The sequence below is a fragment of the Streptomyces spongiae genome (genome assembly GCF_009377185.1).
GTDB classification, from domain to species: domain Bacteria; phylum Actinomycetota; class Actinomycetes; order Streptomycetales; family Streptomycetaceae; genus Streptomyces; species Streptomyces spongiae.
The window spans coordinates 1-3,034 of the sequence record NZ_VJZC01000865.1 but is presented as its reverse complement, the minus strand read 5'-3'; the positions used below and the strand labels follow the sequence as shown (position 1 = coordinate 3,034).

At 71.0% G+C, this 3,034-nt stretch carries 2 protein-coding genes; both read right to left on the bottom strand.

Features of this window, described 5'->3' with window-relative positions:
• Window positions 1-26 precede the first annotated feature (26 nt).
• Window positions 27-1,535, bottom strand: coding sequence for an MFS transporter (locus FNH08_RS47975; RefSeq protein WP_152778191.1), 1,509 nt, complete (start codon window positions 1,533-1,535; stop codon window positions 27-29).
• Between the two features lie 268 nt (window positions 1,536-1,803).
• Entirely contained in the window at window positions 1,804-3,015 is a 1,212-nt protein-coding gene (locus tag FNH08_RS47970) for an oxygenase MpaB family protein (RefSeq protein WP_152778190.1), read from the bottom strand.
• Window positions 3,016-3,034: the final 19 nt, after the last annotated feature.

The following is a 3,034-nucleotide window of genomic DNA, read 5'->3' as shown; positions in this document are numbered from 1 at the left end:
GAGGGGAGGAGGTCAGGGGGCGGGTGCTACATGTGGACGACGGGTGCGGCGTCGGGGTTGTGGACGGGTGCGCCGCGCCGGTAGAGGAGGACGCTGATGACGAGGCCGGCGGCGAAGAAGGCGGCGGACCACCAGTAGGCGGTGGAATACCCTTCCAGGCTGGCCTGGGCGAGGACGGTGGGGTCCTTGGGGTTCTTGCCGTCGATGTAGTTGGTCACGGCGCTGGAGAACAGGGTGTTGAGCAGTGCCGTGCCGAGGGAGCCGCCGACCTGCTGCATCGTGTTGACGGCGGCGGAGGCGACGCCGGAGTCCTCGGCGGCGACGCCGTCGGTGGCCAGGCTCATCGCGGGGGCCATGATCAGGCCCATGCCGAGGCCGGCCACGATCAGCGGGGGCAGGATGTGGGCGGCGTAGGAGCTGCTGAGGTCGAGGCCAGTGAGCCAGACCATGCCGGCGGCTGCGATGCCCATGCCCAGCGGTACGACCGGCTTGGGGCCGAAGCGGGGGACGAGTGAGGTGGTGGCGAGTGTGGAGGTCACCATGAGCGCGGCGATCATCGGCAGGAAGGCCAGGCCGGTCTTGATGGGCGTGTAGCCGAGGGTCTGCTGGAGGTAGTAGGTGAGGAAGAGGAAGACGCCGAACATGGCGGCGCCGATGATCAGGACGGAGATGAAGGAGGCGCCGCGGTTGCGGTCGAGCAGGATCCGCAGGGGCAGCAGGGGGTGCGCGGCCTTGGTCTGCCACCAGGTGAACACGGCCAGCAGGACGCCTCCTGCGACCAGGAAGCCCCAGGTTTCCACCGAGCTCCAGTCGTGGCTCTCGGCGTTCGAGAAGCCGTAGACCAGGCAGAACAGGCCGCTGCCGACGAGGAGGGCGCCCGGAACGTCGATCTTGGCGTTCTTGTCGCGAGTGGTGCGCTGGAGCAGGAGGGCGCCGCCGACGAAGGCGACCGCGGCGAAGGCGAGGTTGACGTAGAGGGTCCAGCGCCAGTCGAGGTACTCGGTGAGCACCCCGCCGAGCAGCAGGCCGACGGCGCCGCCGGCGCCGGCGATGGCGCCGTACACGCCGAAGGCCCTGGCGCGTTCCTTGGCGTCGGTGAACGTCACGGTCAGCAGCGACAGTGCGGCGGGCGCGAGGAGAGCGCCGAACAGGCCCTGCCCCGCTCGCGCGACGATGAGCATCTCGAAGCTGGTGGCGGCACCGCCCAGTGCGGACATGCCGGCGAAGCCGATCAGGCCGACGAGGAAGGTCATCTTGCGGCCGAAGAGGTCGGCTATGCGTCCGCCGAGCAGCAGCAGACTGCCGAACGCGAGCGCGTAGGCGGTGACGACCCACTGCCGGTCGCCGTCGGAGAAGCCCAGGTCCTGCTGGGCGGAGGGCAGTGCGATGTTCACGATGGTCGCGTCCAGCACGACCATGAGCTGGGCGATGCCGATGACGACGAGGATCCACCAGCGATGGGGAGGTGGTGCGTCGGCGGACGGGAGTGTGGACACGGCGGGCGTGTCCGGTGTGTCGGTTGCGGTGTGAGACATGACGGAACTCCGGAAGTGGTGAGACAAGGGAAAGGGAAGGTGGTGGTGCGAGGAGGGACGGCTGCTTCGTCGGAGTCCGTCACCATGTGCGGTCTGTGGCGACCGATGAGTCGGCCGGTCAGGCGCGTGACGCTCGGCTGAGCGATGGCCACGTGCCCTGCGACGACCTGTGTGGTCGGCTGTCGGGTGCCGACCGTTGCGCGGTACGGCGCTGGTACGTCTGGTCGGGGCGGCCTTGCGGGGCCGCGCGTTGTTGCTGGTACAGGGGTCAGGCCGCGGGGACACCCGAGTGGTCGGCCCAAGCCGGCCGCCGGTTCGCGGTCGGGCTGGGGAGGACGGCCGAGATGAGCTCGGGTCCGGGTCCGGCGAGTGCGCGGCGGCGGGCCTCTCCGGCCGAGGCGGGGGAGAAGGTCTGCCAGTACCGGGCCTCGCGGTTGAGCTTGCCGATGAGCGGCAGGAGATCGGTCGTGGCGGCGAGGGGGATGCCCAGGCGGTCCGCCGTGTTCTCCCCGAAAGTCCTCCGCAGCACACTGTGGATGAGTGCGCGCAGCTGATCCTCGGACAGGACGGCGCCCGGTGCGGCGGCCATCGCGCGGGCCTGTGCGTCGACCATGGTCGCCGTCAGTGCTGTTGAGTTCTCGTCGGGTGCCGGCGTCATGGTGTCGAGCAGGTTCCGCAGCCGACGGGCGCCGGCGTGGTCGGTCACGCCCTTCCAGAGCCTCTCGTCGAGCCCGAGGAGATGGGCGACGTAGGACCAGTACTGGTACAGGCGGCGCTCCTCGTCGGGGGTGGTGTCGATGCCGACCGCTGCCAGCGCCTGGAAGGCGACGAGGGTGAACCCGAGCCAGGTGCGGGCCATGTCGAGCTGGCCGACCGGCAGGCCGCTGACGCCCGTGTCCCATTCCTGGAGGGACCTGGCCCGCATGCGGGCATGGCGCAGCCGGATCTGAACCGTGGCCATCTGTCCAGGCCCTCCGCGCAGCAGTCCGCCCGGCCGGATCGTCTGGCGGGCCCATGCGGCGGTCTCCGCGAGCCCGCGCGTCGCCATGTCCGCGGGCCGGTCCGTGCGGGGCAGGCGCCGGGCGACGGCCGGGGACGCGTGGACATACGTGAGCGCACTGGTGATCGAGCAGAGACCGAACCACATCGGGGGCACGGACAGGCTCACCGCATCACCCCGGTGCGGCAACAGGGGGTCGATCCGCGGAGGCGGGGTCTCCACCTGCTTCAGGAGCGCGGCGACGGCTTCGGGAGGCCGTTCGCCCAGACCCGCCAGGCCGTGCCGGAGGCCGGCGTCGAGGGCCTGCCGTGCCCGCGGGCCGAGTATGTCCAGCTCGGCGATGACGGCGTCGGCGAGTGGGTCCCCGGCGGTGAGCAGGGTCACCACGGCGTCGGCCTGCGCGCTGTTCCGACGGCGCGTCGTCGCTTCCAGGCCGACCACGCGCTCGGGGGTTTCGCGGGGCGGGTGGTGTGCGGTCATGTGGCTCTCACTCCCAAGG